Below are 22,073 nucleotides of genomic sequence, written 5' to 3'. Positions count from 1 at the left end.
AAGGCAAGCGCTCCGATCAGCCGGCGCGGTAGAGAACCATCCCGGCGTGGTGCAACACGCCGTCGATGAAATCGCCATCGGCCGTGAAGCCGGTATCGTCCCAGTATTCGATGTGGGTGCCGCTTACCTCGTAGCGGCCACGGTAGGCGCTTTCGCGCTGTCCACGGGCTTCATCGTAGCGGTTGTCCGGGAGAAGACGGTGTCGGATGAGGCCATCGGCAGTCATCCACAAGCCGACATAGGGATGGGACATTGTCCGGACCTCATCGTTGCGTGATGGATCTGTCGTCATGCTGCGGCCGTCGGTCGGACGACGATCTCGCTCGTGTCGACATCCCCGGGCTGGGCGATGACATGATGAATAGCCCGGGCGATGGCTTCGGGCTTCAACGCAATGCTGCGATAGGCGACCATGGCTTCGGCCGTGGCTGGGTCAGTTATCGTATCCGCGAGTTTCGACTCGACAACGCCCGGATAGACGCAGGTGACGCGCAGCTTGGTGTTTTCCTGCCGCAGGCCGTCGGAGATAGCGCGGACGGCATATTTCGTGGCGCAATAGACGGCGGCTGTCGGCGACACCGCGAGTCCACCGATCGACGAGACGTTGATGATCTGCCCGGTCTCCTGCCGGTTCATGATCGGCAGCACGGCAGCGATGCCATAGAGAACGCCCTTGATGTTGACATCGATCATGCGGTCCCATTCCTCGACCTTGAGCAACGCCATCGGCGACAGCGGCATGATCCCGGCATTGTTGACGAGCACGTCGATACGACCGAATGCCTCCATGCCGGCCGCAACGAAGGCGTCCATGTCCCTGCGGCTAGTGACATCGAGAGCCTGCAAAAGCACCGTTCCGCCGCTGGCTTCGATCTCTGCCTTCAGCGTGTCGAGCCGGTCCTTGCGTCTTGCCCCGATGACGACGCGGGCGCCTGCTGCGGCGAGTTCGATGGCCACGGCTGCGCCGATGCCGCTGCTTGCGCCGGTGATCAGAACCACCTTGTCCCTGATGCCTGTCATTCAAATGTCCTTCCAGCAAAGAGACGACGGAATTGCCGTCTTTGTTGGCCACAACCTGACTTCAAGACCAAGATGGCGGTAGACAGCTTTTCCGAATTTCTTGCACGATCCTCCGAAAGCGCCCCCTTGGTCTTGGCAACAAGCTTTCGCCGGGACATAGTGCGACTATGGAAACCATTGCCGAACTCGCAGGATTGATCAACCGCCACGCACCGGAAGACGGCAGCTACGATACCGCCATCCCCCGCGTCGGGCTGATCCGCTGTTCGGCCGAAACGGAGCCCGTCCACACACTCTATCGGCCCTCCTGCTGCATCGTTGCCCAAGGTCGCAAGCGGGCCGTGATCGGCGAGACCAGTCTTGTCTACGACGCGGCTCATTATCTGGTCGTCGGCATCGACCTGCCCGTCATCGGCGCCGTGATCGAGGCAAGCGCCTGCGAACCGTATCTCTGCTTCAAGCTCGAGTTCGACGCCGGTATTCTCGCGGAGATGGTGTCGACAACCCCCACGCGCGTCGACAACGCCCCGGCAGCCCGCCTCAGCGCCACGACGCCGAAGCTCATCGATGCTGTTGCGCGGATGCTGATGCTGCTGGACGAACCGGAGGATGCGGCGGCGCTGGCACCGCTCGTCGAACGGGAAATCCTCTATCGCCTGCTCGGCGGGCCGCAGGGCGCCATGCTGCGGCAGATTGCCAATGGCGAAAGCCGCCTCAACCAGATCGGCCGCGCCATCGACTATATCTGCCGGAACTTTCAAGCACCGTTTGCAATCCAGGATCTCGCCAATATCGCCGGCATGAGCCCGTCGTCATTCTACGAGCATTTTCGAACGACGACGGAGATGAGCCCGCTGCAGTTCCGGACGCAGATCCGTCTTCAGGAGGCACGGCGGCTGATGATGATCGAAGGACTGACAGCGGCCGAAGCTGGCTTTCGGGTGGGCTACGACAGCCCTTCCCAATTCAGCCGCGATTATCGCCGCACCCACCGGGAGACGCCCCGGCGCGACGTGGCACGGATGCGTAGCACCGCCACACCCGCCGCGCCAAACTAGAAAGGGCGATGCTGCTGCACCGCCCTTTTCGTTGAACTCGGATTTATCAGCCAGTTCTCAGAATTCTTCCCAGTTTTCCTGAGCCGGGGCGCTGGCGGTGGATGGCTTGCCGCCGCTGAGGGCTTTCGCGAGCGTCTGCCCAAGGGCTCGTGCCGGCGAGGTTACCGCGCGGGTGCGGTCTGTGGCGGCGCTAATTCTGGACGCAGCGGGCCTGGGCGCCGTCGCAGGCTTCGGAGCGAAGGCGGCGGGCTTCGATATCTGTGGGTGGCGGCCCTTGCTTAGCCTGAACTGGCGGAGGAGGTCGTCGAGGGCGCTGGCTTCGCTTGCGAGCGAATGGCTTGCAGCCGTCTGCTCCTCGACCATGGCCGCGTTCTGCTGGGTGCCCTGGTCCATGGCGTTGACGGCGAGGTTGATCTCCTGAAGGCCGGTCGACTGTTCGCGGGTCGAGATGACGATCGCGGCGATGTTCTGGTTGATCTCGCGGACCTCGGAAACGATCGCCTCCAGTGCCTTGCCGGTTTCACCGACGAGCGCCACGCCGGCATTGACCTGCGTACCCGACGTGTTGATCAGCGCCTTGATCTCCTTGGCAGCTTTTGCCGAGCGCTGGGCGAGTTCGCGGACTTCCTGGGCGACGACGGCAAAGCCTTTGCCCGCCTCGCCGGCACGCGCAGCTTCGACACCGGCGTTGAGAGCCAGAAGGTTGGTCTGGAAGGCAATGTCATCGATGACGCTGATGATGTTGCTGATTTCGCCCGATGATTTTTCGATCTCGTGCATCGCCGAAACCGCCTTGCGGACGACGTCGCCGGAGCGCTCGGCGCCAAGGCGGGCGCGCTCGACGAGATGACCGACGTCTTCGGCGCGCTTGGCGGAGTCGCGCACGGTTGTCACCACCTGCTCGAGGGCTGCGGCCGTTTCCTCCACCGATGCTGCCTGCTGTTCGGTACGGCGCGCAAGATCGTCGGCGGCAGTACGGATCTCGTCGGCACCGGCACTGATGGCCGAGGCATTGTCGCCGACGGACTGCAGCGTCACGTCGAGCTTTTCAGCGGCATTGTTGAAGTCGATGCGGACGCTGTCGAATTGCGGGGCGAAGACCTGCTCGAGGCGGGCAGCGACATCGCCGCTTGCCAATGTCGACAGGCCGGCGGCCAGCGCGTCCATGGCGAAACGCAGTTCTGCCTCTTCGCGGGCCTTCTGGTCGTCGTCCATGTGGCGGCGTCGCTCGGCGTCGCTGCGCATGCGCTCGGTTTCACCGGCAAGACGCAGTTTCTCGATTGCGGCGTCCTTGAACACCAGCACGGCTTCGGCCATGCGGCCGACCTCGTCGCCGCGTCCCGAGCCAGGAACCTCGACGTTGTTGTCGCCGCCGGCCAGCCGACCCATGGCCGCTGTCATGCCAACGATGGGCTTGACGATGGTGCGCGACAGGAGAAAGGCGAGGATGGCGGCAGCGAGCGAAGCAACGATACCGCCGAGGATGAGCGTCCAGCTCAGGTCGCTGTTGGCTTTGGCCTGCGTCGCGGCCAGCACATCGGCCTGGCTGCGGGCGATCTGCTTGACCTTGGCTGCGGCATCGCGGAAACCGTCCAGCTGGCCCTTGGCTTCATTGACACCGATCTTGACGATCTGGTCGACCGGCATCTCGGTTTCCTTGCGGGCCTTCGCCTGTGGCTCGGCCAGCTGGTGGAAATAGAGATCGGCCGTCTTCTGCATGGTATCGAGGGCCTGTTGCATATCGGCATGGCCGCCGGCGACGTCCTTTGCAGCCGTGATGCTCTTCAGCATGCGGTCGCGGTTGGCGAAGAGATCGCCATAGGTGCTGTTGCTGCGGAACAGCAGGAAGCCGCGCAGATTGACCGCCTGCTCCAGCATGGCCTGCAGGGAGTCATCGACGAGGTTGACGAATTTCTGTGACTGCGCCTGTTCGGTGGCGGCTGCCGCCGAGACGCGTGCCTTCGAATAGACGAAGGCCGAGACGGAAACGAAAAGCAGAATGAGCGCGACGAACGTAATCGCCAGCTTGCCATTCAGAGAAAGATTTTTAGCAGACATCGCCAAGCGCCTCCTGAGCGCTGTCCTCAGAGAACATCCCTCGCGGCGCCATGGAACGCAGCGAGAGGTCAAATTGATGAAACATGATCGGATAGGCGCGACCTGGCAGATGCCATCATGGCGGGCTTGGCCCTCGAGGGGCCATCGCAATGGCCGCAACGTTAGCGCTCATAGCTTTCCAATCGTTTAACTTCGATAGCGCGATGGTTGCGCACCGAAGCACGATCCCCAAGCATTCCGGCAGACATTAAGACCGTCGCGGTCATCGGGGAGGTCGTCGCCGGGACTTCGTGATGCCAGTGCCTGTTTCGTTGGCGGGCAGCTGATGACGCAGGCGGATTCCGGGCCGGCAGGCGTTGGAAACAGGCGGAGATCGGCTTGAGACATATAAAAAGCTTGCAACTGATGGCATTGGCGGTCATGGACAGGCCATGTCAGAACAATTTCCTCCCCAGTACCGCCTCGATCAGCTTGTCCTGTCGCGAGGCCTCGTGGCTAGCCGATCCCGCGCCCGTGACGCCATCCAGCGTGGCACCGTCAAGGTCGACGGCAAGGTCATCACCAAGGCAAGCATGACCTTTGCCGACGATGTCGTGCTCGAAATCGACGATCCCGCACAGGACTACGTTTCGCGCGCGGCGCTGAAGCTGGTCGCGGCGCTCGACCATTTCAAGCTCGATCCGGCCGGTCACGACTGTCTGGACGTCGGCGCATCCGCCGGCGGCTTTACCGAAGTACTGCTGCAGCGCGGCGCCGCACATGTCACCTCCATCGATGTCGGCCATGGCCAGATCCATCCGCGCGTCGCCGGCGACGAGCGTGTCACCAGCATCGAGGGCCTCAACGCCCGCTACCTGACATCGGACGATATCGACAACCGCGCCATCACCTTCATCGTCTCCGATGTGTCGTTCATCTCGCTGAAGCTGGCGCTGGTGCCGGCCCTCGAGCTTGCCGAAGCCGGCGCCTTCTGCGTGCTGCTGGTCAAGCCGCAGTTCGAGGCCGGCCGCGAAGCCGTCAGCAAGGCCGGCCTGTTGAAACTACCGGAAACGGCGCCCGACGTGGCTGCCGACCTCGAGCGCTGGCTGGTCGACGAAATGGGCTGGGAAACGCTTGGCCTTATCCCCTCGCCGATTGCCGGCGGCGACGGAAACCATGAATTCCTATTGGCGGGACGCAAGCCATGAGCGCCGAAACAGTTACCATCAACAAGCTTGGCGGCCAGGGCGATGGTATCGCCCATGATGCCAACGGCCCGATCTTCGTGCCCTTCACCCTGCCTGGCGAGAGCGTCGCGATTGCCCGGATCAAGGACAAGGGTACGTTGATGTCCATCCTCAAGGCGTCGCCCGACCGGCAGGAGCCGCCGTGCCGGCACTTCGGTCCCGATGGCGTCAACGGCACCTGCGGCGGCTGCACGCTGCAACATTACGCCGATGTGCCTTACCGGGCGTTCAAGCGGCAGCTGGTAATCGACGCGTTGAAGTCGAAGGGACTGACGCCTGACGTCGACGACCTGGTGGCGGCCCATCCGGGCCAGCGCCGGCGCGTGGTGTTTGCCGCACGCCGCACCGAGAAGGACGTGCTGATCGGCTTCAACCAGGCGGACAGCCATCACATCGTCGCCATCGAGGAATGTCCCATCTCGTCACCGGATATCGTCGGCAAGCTGCCGGCGATCCGCATGGTGGCAAAGGCGCTGTCGATCAACGCAGAAGCTTTCCGCATCAGCGTGCTGGAAACGCTGGCCGGCCTCGACATCGCCGTCGACGGCATCAAGGCGCTCTCGGACGAACAGCGTCGCGCCGCCATCGAAACCATCCTGTCGCTTCGCGGCATCGCCCGCATTTCGCTGAACGACGAAATCATCCTCGAGAAGACCAAGCCGATGATCGATTTCAGCGGCGTGCAGGTCTCGCCACCGCCCGGTGCCTTTACCCAGGCGACCAAGCAAGCCGAAGACGTGATGGCCGATCTGGTTGTCGCCCATATCGGCAAGGCCAAGCGCATCGTCGATCTGTTCGCCGGCTCCGGCACCTTTGCGCTGAGGCTTGCCCGTCTCGGTCGCGTCCATGCCGCCGAATCCGACGGCAAGGCGCTGGCGGCCCTCGATCTTGCCGCCCGCACCACGCAGGGTCTGAAGCCCGTCAGCACGGAGCGTCGCGACCTTTTCCGCCGGCCGCTGATGACGGAGGAGTTCAAATATATCGACGCCGTCGTCTTCGATCCGCCGCGCGCGGGCGCCGAAGCGCAGGTCAAGGAACTGGCGCGCTCGGCGGTCAAGAAGATCGTCGCGGTCTCCTGCAATCCGCTGACCCTGGCGCGCGACCTCGCCATTCTCGTCGAGGCCGGCTATCGCATCACCAAGGTAACACCGATCGACCAGTTCCTCTGGACATCCCACGTCGAAGTGGTGGTCTCGCTCGAGAAGTAAGCGAGATTTCGTCCTGGCTCAGCGTTTGAAGAAGCCTTCGAACGCGGCTCGGGCTTCTGCGGTGCGCAGTTGCGCTTCAAAATAGCCCGCCTCCTCGGCGATCCGCGCCGTGATATCCTGTTGATGGCCGCGCAGCAGGTCGCGGGCGATTTTCAGGGCGCCGGGCGGCTTGGCGGCCAGTTTTGCCGCGACCGCCAGTGTCTCCTCCTCGAGAGCTTCCTCTGTTGTGACCTTCCAGATCAACCCGTCGCGCCGTGCCTCTTCCGCCGTTAGCGGTTCTCCGGCGGCCAGCAGCGCGAAGGCGTGCTGGTATCCCATCAGCCGTGGCGCGATGAGGCTGGAGGCTGCCTCCGGCACCAGCGCCAGATCGACGAAGGGCGTACGAAACATGCTGCGTCCGGACGCCAGCGTCAGGTCGCAGTGCATATGGATTGTCGTGCCGATGCCGATGGCCATGCCATCGACGCCGGAGACCAGCGGCTTGTCGAAGCCGGCGAGCGCGTTGAGGAAATCGAGCACCTCCGTGCCCATCGCTCCCCCCATGGCAAAGGCCAGAAAGTCGGACATGTCGTTGCCGGCGGAAAAACATCCGGGTTGCCCAAGGAAGACGACGACGTGAACGCTTGCCTCCGCGCTCGCCACCTGCAGGGCCTCGGTCATGGCAGCATACATGGCGCGGGTGATGGCATTCTTCTTTTCCGGCCGGTTGAAGCGGAGCACCCGGACATCCGGCATGGCTTCCGGGGTTTCGATCAGGATATGGTCCGTCATGAATGGCTCCTCATTTAACAGGTCATGTCAGCAGGGCGCGCGCGGCAATGAGGCTGTCAGCACCGCGCATCACCTGGTCTTTCAACGCTGCGGTCTCAGGGAGCAGGTTTTTTGCAGCAAAGCGGCAAAGTGCGATGCGCGCCTCACCCTCCCCGTCGTCGGCCACGGCCATCCCTCCCTTGGCGAGATAGCAGCCTGATAGTACCAGCCCGAACAACCGCAGATAGGGTGTCGCGCCGGCAAGCGCCTCCTCGATGCGGTTGCCGGCCTGCGCTGACAACAGCCATTCGGTTGCGGCCTCGATATCCGCAATCGCCATTCGCAACCTGTCCGCCGTCGCCCCGAAGAGCGGCAATCCAGAGGCCGCGACACGCTCGCAAATCGCCTGCAGTTCGCCGATCAAGCCGCGCACAGCCTGGCCGCCGTCCAGCGGCAGCTTGCGGGTGACGAGGTCGATCGCCTGAATGCCGTTGGTGCCCTCATAGATCGGCGCGATACGGGCGTCGCGCCAAAGCCTCGCGGCACCGGTCTCCTCGATATACCCCATGCCGCCATGCACCTGGATGCCGAGCGAGGCGACGTCGACGCCGCAATCGGTGGCAAAGGCCTTGGCGATGGGGGTGAGCAGCGCGGCACGGGATCGCCAATGGTTTGTGTCCATGCCTGCATGGGAAAGATCGATCGCGTGGGCGCAGGCGTAAGTGATGGCGCGGGCACCCTGTGTCAGCGCCTTCATCGTCAGCAGCATGCGGGCGACATCGGGATGATCGACGATCGGGCTCATCGATCCACCATGATGTCCCGCCGCCCGCCCCTGCCGGCGCTCGCGGGCATAGGCGACGGCCTTTTGCGTGGCGGCTTCGCAGACACCGACCCCCTGCATGGCGACGGCGAGCCGCGCATTGTTCATCATCGTGAACATGCAGGCGAGACCCCGGTTTTCCTCGCCGACCAGCCAGCCGATGGCGCCGGGCGTCTCGCCTAACCTGCCATCGCCGTAGATCATGGTGCAGGTCGGCGAGCCATGGATGCCGAGCTTGTGCTCTAGCGAGTGGCAGAAGAGATCGTTGCGGGCACCGAGCGACCCGTCCGCCCCGACGAGGAACTTCGGCACCAGGAACAGTGATATGCCCCGCGTGCCCGGGGGAGCATCGGGCAACCGGGCGAGTACCAGATGGATGATGTTGTCGGCGGCGTCGTGATCGCCCCAGGTGATGTAGATCTTCTGGCCGAAAATGCGGTAGCTGCCGTCCTCGTGGCGTTCTGCACGGCTGGTCAGCGCCCCGACGTCGGAGCCGGCGTGCGGCTCCGTCAGGTTCATGGTGCCGGTCCATTCGCCGGAGATCATGCGGGCGAGATAACGATCCTTCAACGCCGGACTGCCATGGGCCGACAGGGCCTCGATGGCGCCCATCGTCAGCGTCGGCGCCAGGCCGAAGGCCATCGATGCGCCGTTCCACATTTCCAGCGTGGCGACATTCAGCATTTGCGGCAGACCCTGACCGCCGAATTCCGGCGATGCCGTCAGGCCGTTCCAGCCGCCGGCCGCCCAGTCGCGATAGAGTTTCGGCCAGCCTTTGGGGAGAACGACTACGCCGTCGACCAGTCGCGCGCCCTCGGTGTCGCCGATGGCCGCCAACGGTACGATTTCGTTGTCGGTGAAGCGGGCTGCCTCCTCAAGGATGGCGTCGGCGAGATCGGCACTGAGATCACCGACCGAGCCAATTTCGATGGCCTGGTCCAGCCCGGCCACGTGGCGAAGCGTGAACGCGATTTCCGCGACAGGCGCCTTGTACATTCGGTCTCCTCCCGATCATGCCGATGCTGCCGACCACCTCCGGCCGGCGTTTTTTCCTGCAGGTGGGTCGCGCAGCTGCTAAGAAGCTGTCACAAGCAGGGCCTATGCACATGTTTACCTTAAACGGCGATGCAGCATGACGACAATATTCAATCCGACCATCCCGGGCTTTGTCTGGGCACACCACCTTTCGCCCGATAGAGGTCAATCCGAGCGCCTCCCCGACACCATCGAACGCTCTGCCCTCATGTCGCTGGAGGGCTTCGTCTGGCTGCATCTCAATCTCGTCGATGCCCGTGTCGCTGCGTTTCTGGAAGACTTCCCTGGCCTTACCGACGATATGCGTCAAGCCCTGACGACGCATGATACGCACGCGACCATCACCGTCGACGAGAAGGTGATCTTCGGCACGCTGGTGGATTTCCAGCTCGATTTCGACCAGGATACGCGCGACATCGGCTGGCTGCACTTTGCCATCTCCGAGCGCTTCATCATCACCACGCGCCTGCAGCCCTTGCGCAGCGTCGAGCGGGTGCGCGCCACCATCGAAAAGAACCCGGCGCGCTTTCATCGGCCGCTGGATATCTTCGAGGCGCTGGTCGTCGAGTTCCAGCGGACGCTGATCGCGCTGGTCATCGAGACCACGGAGGAAATGAACCAGATCGAAGACGTGGTCTACGATGCCACTTTTCGCGACGAGCGGCGGCGGCTGGCTCCGGTACGGCGCACCATCGTCCGCGTCCATCGGCACCTGCGCACCATCCTGTCTCTCATGCGCCGGGCAGCGGCTTCCGACGACGACGAGATGCCCGATGGTTTCGACGACGTGGCGGGGCGGCTGACGACGCGGCTGGAGACTGTGGACCACGATGTATACGCGCTACAGGAGCGGGCGCGACTGCTGCACGAGGAAATCGATTCGAAGCTCTCCTCGGAGACGAACCGGCATCTCTACATCCTGTCGCTGATGACGGCCTTCCTCTTGCCGCCAACGCTGGTAACCGGCTTTTTCGGCATGAACACAACCGCCCTGCCCTTTGCCAGCAGCGAGCACGGGACTGCCTATGCGGTCGCGATCATCGGAGCGTCCATCCTGCTCGCCTGGTGGCTGCTGAGGCGGGTTCGCATTCTGTAGCGCATGAAAAATGCCCGGCTGTTAACCGGGCACTTTGCAGTCTGATCACATGGCTATCAATAAAACGGCGACAGGCACTGCTGGCGTGGGCCGTGGTTCGGCTGGAAGGTGTTGTCGTAGCCACGATACGAGCGATAGCGGTTGGCGCACCACTCGTAATGGCGTGGATTGATGCCAGCCGCGGGGCGCGCGTAGGTGCGAGGCTCGCTGGCGATAGCGCCGCCGATCAGCGCACCGGCGCCGAAGGCTGCCAGAGGGAACCAGTAGCCATCGTGGTAACGGTAGCCGTGGCGGTATCCATGGTATCCGCGATAGCCGCCGTAGTAACCGCGTCCATAGCCGCCTCTGTAGTAGCCGCCGCCCCGATGGCGCCAGTATTGCACCTGCTGGACATCAGAAGACGCCGCGCCGGAAACTGCTGGCTGGGCCGCCGATACGGATGGCATCGGCAGCGCGAAGGACGGGGTAAAACTCGTTACAGCAACTGCTGCTGCAAGAGCGAGCGTGACGGCTCTGGTACGTATCTTGAACATTTTCGTCTCCAATCCGTAAATCTGGTGTCGATAAACGAACTTGTGGGCGGAAAGTTCCAAATTCAGCCCACCGACACACCCGCAGCCGGGGCAGCATGCAACCCTTAACGGCGCATTAACCATATGCGCCTACCCTTGACAGACCATGGGAAAGCGAACAGTTCTCAACCTGATTATCGGTTCTCTTCTGATCCTGGCGCTGCCGGCGCAAAACAGGCTGGCGCTGGCCGGCGAACGCCAGCCCTGGAACGATCCCGAACACGCGCTCATCATAGACGCCTACGAGCTGAACAGCATCGACTGGGATGCGCTGCTGCAGGACACGCGCATCAGTGGTTTTGTCTCGAAGGCCTCCGATGGATTGCCGGAAGATTACGCCTGCAAAACGAGCGACCATTCCGGCGATACGGTCGGTCACTGCAAGACGATGTGGCGCAAATATGCCGTCAGCCGCGAGCTCTTTCGCACCCGGCGGCTCATCGCCAAATCGAACGGCATGTTGTGGGGCGCCTACCACCTCGGCCGTCCCGGCAACCCCATCGACCAGGCAAACCATTTCCTCGATTACGCCGACCCGAAGGCGGACGAGCTTATGGTGCTCGACATCGACGGGCTAGATCCGCAACAGTTCATGTCGCCGGCCGACGCCCAGATCTTCGCGATCCATATCAAGGAGCGCACCGGGCGCTACCCGATCCTCTATGCCAACGATGTGGTCGCGAGATTCATCGCCGACCACCGCAGCGACTACCAGATCCTGTCGCGCCTGCCGCTCTGGTACGCGCGCTACAAGCCCGACGTCGAAGGCACGTTTCCGCTCGGCAACTGGACTGACTATGCGATGTGGCAGTTCTCCTCCGCCGACAATTGCTCCACGCGCCGCTGCCCGTACCGCGTGGCCGGGACTTTACCGGATATCGATGTGAACATGGCATCGATGACCAAGACGCAGCTGGCAAGGATATGGCCGCAGGGAGAGCTCGTGCCGCCGCGCATCGATACACCGTCGATGCTGGCATCGGCACCGGGCCCGGCAGCGAAAATGCAGGTCACCGCGCTGAACTATCAGGATTTCTGACGAGCTTTGCGCTTAGGCTTCGATCTGGACGTCCGTCTTCGGGCGAGAGCAGCAGGCGAGGATGTAGCCCTCGTCGATCTCGTCGTCGAGGATGCCGCCATTATGGTTCATCTCGACATCGCCGGAGAGCTTCATCACCTTGCACGTGCCGCAGAGGCCGGATTCGCAGGCGGCACCGATGCGGATGCCGGCGCCACGGGCGGCCTGCAGGATGGTCTGGCCGGGCGCGCAGGCCACATCCTTGCCGGCCATGGTGAAGCGGATCGAAGTCGCGACCTCGCCGTCCGCGCCCACGGCCGGTTCAGGCTCGAGATCGGCAGAGGCCGGGCGGAAGCTTTCCTGGTGGTAGCGGCTCATGTCGAAGCCGGCAGCCTCGATGCTGGAGCTGACGAAGTTCATGAACATGTCGGGGCCGCAGCAGAACACAGTGCGGTCGAGGAAATCATGGGCAAGCAGCGCGATCTTCGCCTTGTCGATGCGGCCGCGCAGGCCGGACCACAGCTCCATCTGGCCGCGCTCCTCGACGATGAAGCCGAGATTGAGGTTGGGCATGAAACGGGCGAGATATTCAAGCTCCGAGCGGAAGACGATTTCCGAGGGGCCACGAGCGCAATTGATGAACGAGATATCGGAAAGCGGTGCGACATCGCTCATGTAGCGCGTCATCGACATCATCGGCGTGATCCCGGAACCGGCCGAGATGAACAGGTATTTTTCGCCGGGATGGCGGATATGGGTGAAATCGCCGAGCGGCCCGAAGGCGCGGATACGCATGCCAGGCTTCAGGTTGTCGAACATCCAGCGCGTGCCGATGCTGTCCTTCTGCGCTTTGACGGTGACGGCGACCGAAAACGGCCGCGTCGGGGTGGACGACAGCGTGTAGGTCCGCATTAGCGGCTCCGGCCCGACCGGCAGTTCCAGCGTGACGAACTGGCCCGGCAGATAGCGGAACCAGTTGTCCTTGTCGGAGCGGAACGTGAAGGTCATCACATCGGGCGCCTCCGGCGTCACCGACAGGCATTCGAGCAGGTGCTGCCTGTCGCTCCAGGGCTGCATCTGGTCGAGGTGAAGGTGACGCGCTGTTCCCGCTACGCTCATGCTCAGGCCACGACCGAAAGCTTGGCCTGCTCGCCCTGCAGCCGGCTCGTCATGAAATCGGCGTACCATTCGACGAACTGTGCGACGCCACCTTCATGGAGCTCCGAGTAAGGACCGGGCTCATAGGCCGGGGAGTGAATGCCGAAAGCATTTTCCTCGACGATGCGGCGGTCCTGGTCGTTGGTCTCGGTCCAGACGTGGGTCAGTTCCTCGAGATTGTAGTCGACGCCCTCGACCGCATCCTTGTGGACCAGCCACTTGGTTGTGACGGCGGTTTCCTCGGCGTTGAGCGGCAGCACGCGGAAGGAGATCGCGTGGTCCACCAGCATGTGGTTCCAGGTGGACGGATAGTGGAACAGCAGCATCGTGCCAATGTTGCTCATGGTGACGTCGTCCGAAAGCGGCTTCTTGACGGCGCGCTGGCCGGACATGGTGTAGCTCTCGGCACCCTCGATCAGCGGCATGCGGGCGACGCGGAACTGGCCGGTCGGGTCCATCTTGAACTCGCTCGGCAGGCCGCCGGCCTCGCAATGCGCCCAGTGGGCAGCGATAACCGGATCGTCGCCGGCGCCCTGGACGCCGGTTGCAGTCGGGGCTTCCGGATAGGTACGGCAGAGCTCGGGGTGGTTGGCGGCGCAGTGATAGCACTCGCGGTTGTTTTCCCAGACCAGCTTCCAGTTGCCCTTCTCGATGATGGTGCTCTGGAAGGCGATCTTGGATTCGCTCAAGCGGTGCGGCATCATGTAGGGGGCGATGCTGTCGCGAACGGGCTGGAAGTCAGGTGCGGTCTGCGCCAGCGAGATGAAGATATAGCCGGCCACGCTTTCGCAATGGATAGGCTTCAGGCCGTACTGGCTTTTGTCGAAGCTGTCGGCCATCTGGCGGGCGAACTGCAGCGAACCGTCGAGATCGTAGGTCCACTGATGGTAGGGACAGACGAGCTTGGCTGCAGAGCCGCGATCCGATGAGCAGACGCGCGAGCCGCGATGGCGGCAGCTGTTGTGGAAAGCGCGGATGACCTTGTCGCGGCCACGGACGATGACGATAGGATATTCGCCGACCTGGGCGGTGATGTAGTTGCCGGCACGCGGCACCTCGCAATCATGACCCATGAACAGCCAGTCGCGATAATAGATCATCTCCATATCGATCTTGAAATAATCCTGATCGATATAGAAGGGCTGCTCGAGGCTGAATCCCTCGCGGCGGTTCTTCAGCTGCCGCAGCATCGTGTTGCGAATATCCATCCTGATGTCCTCGTGCCTATCGCCGACCAGCGGGATAAAATGATAGGAGCGAGCCGAGATCGGCCTGCCCTGTGACCTTTCGACCGCCGACTGCGGCCCATTTCAAAACGCATTGCCTCAAACACCGCGCCAGCACGAGATTCGCCTGACGAAACATCATGCCGCCTTTCCGGACTTGCGACCAGAGGCGTTTTACCGACCCCGACCTCCTGCCGTTTTCGACCGCGCCGCCAGAAAAACGCTTCTTGCGGACGGTCTCCTGCGACCTTTCTCCATATAAACATCGCGCCCGATTACGACGTGGCTTCTATGCGACATAAGCACGGAAATTGACGACAGCGGAAAAGCCGCCCGAGATACGCATCGGTGGGGACTGCATGCATTGCAGAACAAGCGTTTACGACCGATGGAGGATAGAGGACGGAGACGCACCGCTTCCGCATTCAAACCGGCCTGGTAGCAAATGCCTGTTTGCGACATAAAGGCGCTTGGCACGCCGCAAATACGTTTTAGCCGGAGATAGCGGGCGGAGCACCGTAGCGAAGGCGATTTCATGCGTTCTTAACGATGACAGCGTAGCCTGCAGGTACGATTTTGAACCGCGAGCGCGCAGCATGGCCAAGCTCAGATATTTCGATGCCAAGGCAGAAGCCGCAGTCCAGCCGCCAGCCCCGGCTGCCATCCACAGCGAGTTCCTGCGGACCGGCCGCATCACGCGCGAAAAGGACAGGCGGGAAAAAGACCGGCGCTATCTCAGCTACGATGCCGTCGCCGAGCGCACCGCACTCCGTCTGCAGGCCGCCGGCGAAAAGACGCACGAGCGGCTGAACGGCTTCCACAGGTCGATCCAATTTCCAAAACTGGTCTTTCACCGGACACTCGCCGAAAGGCCGCACCTCGGCTACTGCCACGTGACGGCGTCACGAACGCAGTTTGCCGAATACAAGAATGTCAGCTGGGCCTTCTACATCGCCAATTTCTACGCCGAGATCGACGACAGTGAGGCCAGCTTCGTCAAGATCGACCAGCGGCATCCACGCATGTACTTCGCGGTCGCTGTCGAGCAGATGCAGAGCAGCGATGACAAGGCTCTTGGCATCAACCGCGCCGTGCGCGGCAACGGCGTATTGTTTCGCACCGTCGATCCGCAAACGGCAATCCGCAACGTCCTGCTGCTTGGCGCCCGCAACGAACAACTCCGCGACATCATTCGCCAGCTTTGAGCGGCGGCGGCGTAGGTGCCTTGGGTGAGCGACCGCGCCGCCCAGGCCGCGTCGAACTCGGAAAGCCTCTTCAAGACCCCGGACTACAACCTCATGAGCGACCCGATAGGCAATCTGCTGGACCACGGCCTGCTGAAGGTTGACGACAAGACCGAGATTTACTGGGAGAAATCGGGAAACCCCGACGGAAAGTGCGCCCTCTACCTGCACGGAGGACCGGGCAGCGGCCTCGGCTCGGGGAGCTACCGTGAGCTCTTCGATCCCGCAGGATACTGCCTTATCGGTATCGACCAGAGAGGATGCGGGCGCAGCCGGCCGCTGGCGATCGACGATCTGAACGAACTCTCCGGAAACACCACACAGGCCTTGATAAGAGACATCGAGGCGCTGCGGCACCATCTTGCAGTGGAACGCTGGCTGGTCGCGGGGATCTCCTGGGGTTCGACTTTGGCACTCGCCTATGCGCAGTCGCATCCGGCCAGGGTTTCCGAGCTTGTTCTCATGGCAGTCACGACGACGAGCCGCGCAGAAGTCGACTGGATTACCGAAGGTGTCGGGTGCCTGTTCCCGGAAGCCTGGGATCAGTTCGAACGAGCCTCCGGGCGCACCGGAACCGAGCGACCCGTCGACGCCTACGCACGCAGGCTTGCTTCATCGGACGCGGACGATCGCAGGGCCGCCGCTCGTTGCTGGAACGACTGGGAGTCCACGCATGTCTCCCTCGATCCGAACTGGGCACCGCATCCCCGGCGCTTCGACGAAATACGTGCAGCAAACTTTGCAACTCTGGTCACCCATTACTGGGCAAATGACGGCTTCCTGCGGGGCGGCGATACTATTCTTGAAAGGATGGACTCGATCCAGCATATCCCCGCCGTTCTGATCCACGGTCGCCGAGACTTCAGCGGACCGCTCGTAACGGCATGGCGGCTGCATCAAGCCTGGCCAAACAGCAGATTGCTCATTATCGAACAGGAAGGCCACGGCGGCCCAATGTCGAGAAAGGAAATGCGGCTCGCGCTTGATGCCTTTGCTTCGAGCAGGTGAGCCTAGCCTGTCGCCCTCGATTAAGCCGCTGAACCGTGGGAGACATTTTCAGGAGGAAGATCGTTGCCGGCTACGGTGGCGCCGGATTGCATCACAACAGCGCCGTTGCCCGATGAGCTTTCCGGCGACATGGCCTTTGAGAACCAGATTTCCCTCATTCAGCAGATTGCGACCCACCTCGCCGGAAATGACGGCGTTTCCGCCGGCTTCGATGATCAGTCCGCCCGATAGCCTGCCGCGTGAAACCAGGTTGGCGCCCGGCTTCACGTAGGTGACGCCGCTGATCTCATTACGGATGACGGCATTGCCCGTTACGACGAAATCGCCTGTATGCCGGTTCATTGTGATTGTTCCTCTGAGGCAGCTTGGATCAAGCATCTGGTGAAATCCATGCTGGGATCATTGCTGCGACCAGCAAGGCGGCATTGGGCTTCACCTTATCAAATTTGCTTGATGGCTGTTGGCGAGGGTTCCAGGATTAGAGCGACCGTCGCGGTTCGAACGACCCGGCGACCTCGTGGCACTTGCCCTCCACCACCGGAAAGGCCTAAGGACAGATCGATCAGGAAACGGGTCGCGCATGGCAGAGATTATCGACATCTTCCACGACAGGGACGGCGCGATTTTTCGGGCGTCGGCCTTGCTTGCGGACGGGTTTCCGGTCGCGTTGCCGACCGAGACCGTCTATGGGCTTGCCGCCGACGCCACCAATCCGGTGGCGATCACACGTATCTACCAGACCAAGGGGCGGCCGAGCTTCAATCCGCTGATCTGCCACATGAGCGATCTTGCCATGGCGGAGCGGCACGCGGTGTTCGACCCGATCTCGCGCAAGCTGGCAGAAGCGTTCTGGCCGGGGCCGCTGACGCTGGTGCTGCCGTTGAAACCGGAAAGCAACATCCACGCGCTGGCGACCGCCGGCCTCGACAGTGTGGGCATCCGGGTTCCCGATGGCTTCGCCGCCGACCTTATCCGTGCCTTCGACCGACCTCTGGCGGCCCCGAGTGCCAACACCTCCGGCCGGATCAGCGCCACCAGCGCTGCCCATGTCGAGTCCGATCTCGGCAGCAAGATCGAGCTCATTCTCGATGGCGGCGCCTGCGACGTCGGTGTCGAATCGACGATCGTCAAGATCGATAGCGGCGGGATGCGATTGCTGCGTCCGGGCGGGCTGGCGGCGGAAGATATAGAGCGCGTGGCCGGCATTCCACTGACGCGCAAGGAAGGCGCTAGCCCGGCGATAGAGGCCCCCGGCATGATGGCATCCCACTACGCGCCGCATGCAATGGTCCGGCTGGACGCCACCGAGGTTACCGCCGGCGAGGCGCTGATCCGCTTCGGAAGCAACCCGGTGGCTGGCGAGGAGGAAGCGTCCGTCATTTTCAACCTCAGCCCCTCCGGCGATCTCACCGAGGCTGCAGCCAATCTTTTCGACTTCATGAAACGTGCAGATGCCATCGGCGTTATCGGGATGGCTTTCACCACCATCCCGCAAGACGGCCTCGGCGAAGCGATCAACGACCGGCTGCGCCGCGCCGCAGCACCCCGCGACTAGACCAGAGTTTCCGACTGCAAGACAAGGACCAGCACGCATGGCCACCCCCTCTCCCGCCCTGCTCGACCGCTTTGCCGCCATCGTCGGCGCTGCCCATGTCTTGCGCGAGGCGGCCGACATCGCCCCCCGCCTCGTCGAAAATCGCGGGCTCTATCATGGCGCCTCGCCGCTGGTGCTGAAGCCCGGTTCGGTCGAAGAGGTCTCGGCCATCCTGAAGCTTGCCTCGGAAACGGGAACGGCGATCGTGCCGCAGACGGGCAATACCGGCCTCGTCGGCGGCCAGACGCCGCGCGATAACGGCGCCGATGTGATCGTCTCGCTGGAACGGATGAACCGCATTCGCGAGGTCGATGCCTTTGCCGGCATCATGGTGGTCGATGGCGGCTGCATCCTTGCCGATGTGCAGAAGGCGGCAGAGGATTGCGGCAGGCTGTTTCCGCTGTCGCTGGGTTCGGAAGGCTCATGCCGGATCGGCGGCAATCTCGCCACCAATGCCGGCGGCACGGCGGTGCTTGCCTATGGCAACATGCGCCAGCTCTGCCTAGGCCTTGAAGTCGTGCTGCCAACCGGCGAGATCTGGAACGGGCTGCGGCGGCTGAAAAAGGACAATACCGGCTATGATCTGCGCGACCTGTTCATCGGCGCGGAGGGAACGCTCGGCATCATCACCGGCGCGGTGCTGAAACTGTTTCCGCAGCCGCTTGGCCACCAGGTGGCCTTTGCCGGCCTACGGTCGGTCGAGGATGCGCTGTCGCTGTTCAGGAATGCATCGGGTCTTTGCGGCCCGGCGTTGACCGGTTTCGAGCTGATGCCGCGCATCGGCGTCGAGTTCACCGTCCGTCATATCGATGGCGTGCGCGATCCGCTGGAGACCGTTCACCCTTGGTATGTGCTGATCGACATCTCCACCTCGGATTCAGCCGAAACTGCCGAGCGGATGATGTCGGCGCTGCTGGAAAAGGGTTTTGAGGCAGGGCTGGTGCAGGATGCGACGATCGCCAGCTCGCAGGCGCAGCAGAAGGCCTTGTGGCACATGCGCGAAAGCATGTCCGGCGCCCAGAAGCCCGAGGGCGGCTCGATCAAGCATGACGTGTCGGTGCCGGTGTCGCAGATCCCTGAATTCATGCACGAGGCGGAGCAAGCTGTCATGGCGGCGATGCCAGGCGCCCGCATCTGCGCCTTCGGCCACATGGGCGACGGCAACATCCACTACAACATCTCGCAGCCTGTCGGCGCCGACAAGGCGGAATTCATCGGCCGCTGGCGCGAGATGAACCGGATCGTCCACGGGCTGGTGTTGAAACACGAGGGCTCGATCTCGGCGGAGCACGGCATCGGCCAGTTGAAGCGGGACGAGCTGGCATCGATCCGGCCGGAGATCGAAATGGAACTGATGCGCCGGATCAAGAAAAGCTTCGACCCTGCCGGGATCATGAACCCCGGCAAGGTCGTGTTGGTCTAGCGGCCGGCGACGCAGGCGCGCCGCCGCCTGTTGCTCAATCCATGTCGTCTTGCGGCGGCATCGGCGTGGCGTTGCGGTTGCCGGAAATGATCTCGCGCTTGCCGACGTGGTTGGCGGGGCCGACGAGGCCTTCCTTTTCCATGCGCTCGACGAGCGAGGCGGCGCGGTTGTAGCCGATGCCGAGGCGGCGCTGGATGTAGGATGTCGAGCACTTCTTGTCGCGCATGACGACCTTGATCGCCTGCTCGTAGGTGTCGTCGCTATCCTCGGACCCCATTGCGCTCTTGTCGAACACGGCGCCGCCGTCTTCTTCCTCTTCCTCGTCCTCTTCACCGGCAGTGACCGTATCCAGATATTCCGGGCGGCCCTGCATCTTCAGGTGGGCCACGACCTTCTCGACTTCCTCGTCGGATACGAAGGGACCGTGGACGCGCGAGATGCGGCCGCCACCCTGCATGTGCAGCATGTCGCCCTGGCCGAGCAGTTGCTCTGCGCCCTGCTCGCCGAGGATCGTGCGGCTGTCGATCTTCGAGGTCACCTGAAAGGAGATGCGGGTCGGGAAGTTGGCCTTGATGGTGCCGGTGATGACATCGACCGACGGGCGCTGCGTCGCCATGATCAGGTGGATGCCGGCGGCACGGGCCATCTGCGCCAGACGCTGGATGGCGCCTTCGATTTCCTTGCCGGCGACCATCATCAGGTCGGCCATCTCGTCGACGATGACGACGATGTAGGGCATGCGGGCCAGATCGAGTTCCTGGCTCTCTTCCGTCGGTGCGCCCGTGGTGCGGTCGAAACCGGTCTGGACGGTGACGAGTATCGTCTCGTTCTTCTCACGGGCAATGGCGACGCGGGCGTTGTAGCCATCGATGTTGCGGACGCCGAGGCGCGACATCTTGCGATAGCGATCCTCCATCTCGCGCACGGCCCATTTCAACGCCAGCACGGCCTTCTTCGGATCGGTGACGACGGGGGTCAGCAGGTGCGGAATGCCGTCATAGACCGACAGTTCGAGCATCTTCGGATCGACCATGATCAGGCGGCATTCTTCCGGCGTCATGCGGTAGAGCAGCGACAGGATCATCGTGTTGATGGCGACGGACTTGCCGGAACCGGTGGTGCCGGCGACGAGCAGATGCGGCATCTTCGCAAGTTCGGCGATAACGGGTTCGCCGCCGATGGTCTTGCCGAGGCCGAGCGCCAGCTTGAAGCTGCTCTGGGCAAAATCTTCCGATTCGATCATCTCGCGGAAGTAGACGGTTTCGCGCGTTGCATTCGGCAGTTCGATGCCGATGACGTTGCGGCCGGGCACGACGGCGACACGGGCCGACAGCGCCGACATGGAGCGGGCGATGTCGTCGGCAAGACCGATGACGCGCGAGGATTTGACGCCGGGGGCCGGCTCGAATTCATAGAGGGTGACGACCGGACCGGGGCGAACATGGATGATCTCGCCCTTGACGCCGAAGTCTTCCAGCACGTTTTCAAGAAGGCCGGCGTTCTGCTCCAGGGCTTCCTGGGTCATGATCACGCCGACGCGTTCCGGCGGTTCCTGCAGTAGTTCGCGCGGCGGCAGTTCGTACTCACCGTCGCTGCTGATGGAAACCGGGCGCCATTCCATCGGCGCAGGGCTGACGGGGCGGTCGCTGCGGGTGGAAACGGGAATGCGGCGGTTCGGCGCAGCGTCGACGACGCCAGCCTTCGGGGCGGGAGCAACGATCTGCGCGACCGGGACCTGCTTTGCCGGGGCTGCAACTGTGGCTGGCTTGGGCAAAACGACGGCAGCGACGACCGGAGGTGCGGCAACGGTTGCTGGCGCCAGCGGTGTCAGGACGATAGGCTCGGCGACTTCGTTCGGCTGGACGGCTGCAGCCTCCGGCACTGGCACGACCGGCGCCGGTGTGGCTGCGCGACCGGAGGGCTGCCAGTCGATGATTCGGTAGAGCGATGTCGCCGATTGTTGCGCCGTCTCCGTCGGTGGAGCGGACATGGGCGGCGCAACGAAGGCCGGTGCCGCTGCTGCTACGGGTGGAGCGAGTTCGCCGTCGAAGGGCATGACGTCCCAGAAGGCGAAGTCGGACAGGTTAGCCAGATGCGAGGCCAGCTGTGCCTGCGGCACCACGGCGACGGGCTGGCGCTGCCAGGCAGTCAGCGGCGGAACAGGCGTGGATGCCGGCGTGAAGATATCCTCGACGAGCCTGTTGTTCCACGGCATCGGCGCAGCAGGGCGCGGCTTCTCGATATGGCCCGGCGTTTGTGCGCTCCGTGTTGCAACCTCGGCAGCTTGCGACGTTGCTGGTGCCTCGGGGCTGATGGTGGCTTGTTTGACTGCGGTCTGTTGGATGGTCTGCTCCGTCTCGTTAACGTCCGAGTCCGGCGATTTCTTGCGGCTGATCAGACTTTCGGGTGTCCGCGTGAAACGGACATTCGGTGCCAGCGAAAAGGCGGTCTGCCAATCCTGCACGGCATCGGCCGGTACCAGTGGTGGGACCAGCGGCATGTTTGTACGGCCGGTCGGGGAAAGGCCTGCATCCGGAGCAGCGACGGGCGTCGCCT

General features: G+C 63.0%; 19 protein-coding genes. 9 read left to right on the top strand and 10 right to left on the bottom strand.

Annotated features, from left to right (window positions below):
• Positions 1–16: 16 nt before the first annotated feature.
• Together J5274_RS08290 and J5274_RS08285 are read right to left on the bottom strand one after the other, a co-directional pair.
• Positions 17–292 carry an Atu4866 domain-containing protein gene (locus J5274_RS08290; protein WP_142824178.1) on the bottom strand — a complete coding sequence of 92 codons (276 nt, stop codon included), beginning with the start codon at positions 290–292 and terminating at the stop codon, positions 17–19.
• Positions 289–1,020 carry an SDR family oxidoreductase gene (locus J5274_RS08285; RefSeq protein WP_142824177.1) on the bottom strand — a complete coding sequence of 244 codons (732 nt, stop codon included), beginning with the start codon at positions 1,018–1,020 and terminating at the stop codon, positions 289–291. Before J5274_RS08285 ends, J5274_RS08290 begins: the two co-directional genes overlap by 4 nt.
• Before the next feature lie 167 nt (positions 1,021–1,187).
• On the opposite strand from J5274_RS08285, the gene J5274_RS08280 reads away from it, so the two are divergent.
• Positions 1,188–2,078: an AraC family transcriptional regulator gene (locus tag J5274_RS08280; protein ID WP_142824176.1), complete on the top strand. Its 891-nt coding sequence runs from the start codon at positions 1,188–1,190 to the stop codon at positions 2,076–2,078.
• Positions 2,079–2,135: 57 nt separating this feature from the next.
• Here the strand turns inward: J5274_RS08280 and J5274_RS08275 are convergent, their stop codons facing one another.
• Positions 2,136–4,136 carry a methyl-accepting chemotaxis protein gene (locus J5274_RS08275; protein ID WP_142824175.1) on the bottom strand — a complete coding sequence of 667 codons (2,001 nt, stop codon included), beginning with the start codon at positions 4,134–4,136 and terminating at the stop codon, positions 2,136–2,138.
• Positions 4,137–4,567: 431 nt separating this feature from the next.
• On the opposite strand from J5274_RS08275, the gene J5274_RS08270 reads away from it, so the two are divergent.
• Both J5274_RS08270 and J5274_RS08265 read left to right on the top strand, forming a co-directional pair.
• Positions 4,568–5,323: a TlyA family RNA methyltransferase gene (locus J5274_RS08270; protein ID WP_142824174.1), complete on the top strand. Its 756-nt coding sequence runs from the start codon at positions 4,568–4,570 to the stop codon at positions 5,321–5,323.
• On the top strand, positions 5,320–6,570 hold the full coding sequence (locus J5274_RS08265; RefSeq protein WP_219274916.1) for a class I SAM-dependent RNA methyltransferase: 1,251 nt from the start codon (positions 5,320–5,322) through the stop codon (positions 6,568–6,570). Before J5274_RS08270 ends, J5274_RS08265 begins: the two co-directional genes overlap by 4 nt.
• 18 nt (positions 6,571–6,588) lie before the next feature.
• Here the strand turns inward: J5274_RS08265 and J5274_RS08260 are convergent, their stop codons facing one another.
• Together J5274_RS08260 and J5274_RS08255 are read right to left on the bottom strand one after the other, a co-directional pair.
• Complete coding sequence (locus tag J5274_RS08260) at positions 6,589–7,341, bottom strand: crotonase/enoyl-CoA hydratase family protein (RefSeq protein WP_142824172.1); 753 nt, start codon at positions 7,339–7,341, stop codon at positions 6,589–6,591.
• Positions 7,342–7,363: 22 nt separating this feature from the next.
• Positions 7,364–9,139: an acyl-CoA dehydrogenase gene (locus J5274_RS08255; protein WP_142824171.1), complete on the bottom strand. Its 1,776-nt coding sequence runs from the start codon at positions 9,137–9,139 to the stop codon at positions 7,364–7,366.
• Between the two features lie 136 nt (positions 9,140–9,275).
• Here J5274_RS08255 and J5274_RS08250 point away from each other — a divergent pair, with 136 nt between their 5' ends.
• Complete coding sequence (locus J5274_RS08250; RefSeq protein ID WP_142824170.1) at positions 9,276–10,274, top strand: transporter; 999 nt, start codon at positions 9,276–9,278, stop codon at positions 10,272–10,274.
• Positions 10,275–10,330: 56 nt separating this feature from the next.
• Here J5274_RS08250 and J5274_RS08245 read toward each other — a convergent pair whose 3' ends face one another.
• Positions 10,331–10,807: a BA14K family protein gene (locus J5274_RS08245; protein ID WP_142829216.1), complete on the bottom strand. Its 477-nt coding sequence runs from the start codon at positions 10,805–10,807 to the stop codon at positions 10,331–10,333.
• 145 nt (positions 10,808–10,952) lie between these two features.
• On the opposite strand from J5274_RS08245, the gene J5274_RS08240 reads away from it, so the two are divergent.
• On the top strand, positions 10,953–11,885 hold the full coding sequence (locus tag J5274_RS08240) for a glycoside hydrolase family 25 protein (RefSeq protein ID WP_142824168.1): 933 nt from the start codon (positions 10,953–10,955) through the stop codon (positions 11,883–11,885).
• Between the two features lie 12 nt (positions 11,886–11,897).
• Here the strand turns inward: J5274_RS08240 and J5274_RS08235 are convergent, their stop codons facing one another.
• The gene (locus J5274_RS08235; RefSeq protein ID WP_142824167.1) at positions 11,898–12,983 is read right to left on the bottom strand and encodes a hybrid-cluster NAD(P)-dependent oxidoreductase; all 1,086 of its coding nucleotides are present in this window, start codon (positions 12,981–12,983) and stop codon (positions 11,898–11,900) included.
• Positions 12,984–12,985: 2 nt separating this feature from the next.
• Positions 12,986–14,230 (bottom strand): SRPBCC family protein, encoded by a 1,245-nt coding sequence (locus J5274_RS08230; RefSeq protein ID WP_142824166.1) that lies wholly within the window; start codon positions 14,228–14,230, stop codon positions 12,986–12,988.
• A 614-nt stretch (positions 14,231–14,844) separates the two neighbouring features.
• Here J5274_RS08230 and J5274_RS08225 point away from each other — a divergent pair.
• Complete coding sequence (locus J5274_RS08225) at positions 14,845–15,453, top strand: DUF6656 family protein (protein ID WP_142824165.1); 609 nt, start codon at positions 14,845–14,847, stop codon at positions 15,451–15,453.
• A 24-nt stretch (positions 15,454–15,477) separates the two neighbouring features.
• Positions 15,478–16,500 carry a prolyl aminopeptidase gene (gene pip, locus J5274_RS08220; protein WP_224128082.1) on the top strand — a complete coding sequence of 341 codons (1,023 nt, stop codon included), beginning with the start codon at positions 15,478–15,480 and terminating at the stop codon, positions 16,498–16,500.
• A 48-nt stretch (positions 16,501–16,548) separates the two neighbouring features.
• Here the strand turns inward: pip and J5274_RS08215 are convergent, their stop codons facing one another.
• The gene (locus J5274_RS08215; protein WP_142824164.1) at positions 16,549–16,842 is read right to left on the bottom strand and encodes a hypothetical protein; all 294 of its coding nucleotides are present in this window, start codon (positions 16,840–16,842) and stop codon (positions 16,549–16,551) included.
• A gap of 238 nt (positions 16,843–17,080) precedes the next feature.
• Between J5274_RS08215 and J5274_RS08210 the strand changes: the two genes are divergently transcribed.
• Both J5274_RS08210 and J5274_RS08205 read left to right on the top strand, forming a co-directional pair.
• Complete coding sequence (locus J5274_RS08210; RefSeq protein WP_142824163.1) at positions 17,081–18,055, top strand: L-threonylcarbamoyladenylate synthase; 975 nt, start codon at positions 17,081–17,083, stop codon at positions 18,053–18,055.
• Positions 18,056–18,092: 37 nt separating this feature from the next.
• Positions 18,093–19,517, top strand: coding sequence for an FAD-binding oxidoreductase (locus J5274_RS08205; RefSeq protein WP_142824162.1), 1,425 nt, complete (start codon positions 18,093–18,095; stop codon positions 19,515–19,517).
• Between the two features lie 34 nt (positions 19,518–19,551).
• On the opposite strand, the gene J5274_RS08200 is transcribed toward J5274_RS08205, so the two are convergent.
• Positions 19,552–22,017: a DNA translocase FtsK gene (locus J5274_RS08200; protein WP_224128098.1), complete on the bottom strand. Its 2,466-nt coding sequence runs from the start codon at positions 22,015–22,017 to the stop codon at positions 19,552–19,554.
• Positions 22,018–22,073: the final 56 nt, after the last annotated feature.

This window comes from Rhizobium sp. L51/94, assembly GCF_019355555.1.
Classification (GTDB): Bacteria; Pseudomonadota; Alphaproteobacteria; order Rhizobiales; family Rhizobiaceae; genus Rhizobium; species Rhizobium rhododendri.
The sequence above is the reverse complement of the archived record's forward strand: the minus strand, read 5'-3'. Positions and strand labels throughout refer to the sequence as shown.